The organism is uncultured Umboniibacter sp. (assembly GCF_947497555.1).
Taxonomy (GTDB): domain Bacteria; phylum Pseudomonadota; class Gammaproteobacteria; order Pseudomonadales; family DSM-25080; genus Umboniibacter.
Map to the genome: position 1 here is coordinate 1 of NZ_CANMGY010000040.1, position 212 is coordinate 212.

The following is a 212-nucleotide window of genomic DNA, read 5'->3' on the forward strand; positions in this document are numbered from 1 at the left end:
CCGACCAATACCGAGATGCCCGGCAGGGCATTGTAGGAGGGATTAGACGGATCTAAGATCATGTCGAACTTCTCAGGAAGTTCGTTCATCATGATACCGAAACCATGCATCGCACCGGAAGCTCCGGCATTCTGCGCAATCGCATCCAGGCTCAGATAGGCAATAAACAGTCCACCGGCAATTAATAGCACGACTTGGATGATATCGGTCAG

The 212-nt window shown here is 50.9% G+C and carries 1 pseudogene; it reads right to left on the reverse strand.

Features of this window, described 5'->3' with window-relative positions:
• Positions 1-212: pseudogene (locus Q0698_RS13310) on the reverse strand (sodium transporter); the annotation flags it as partial.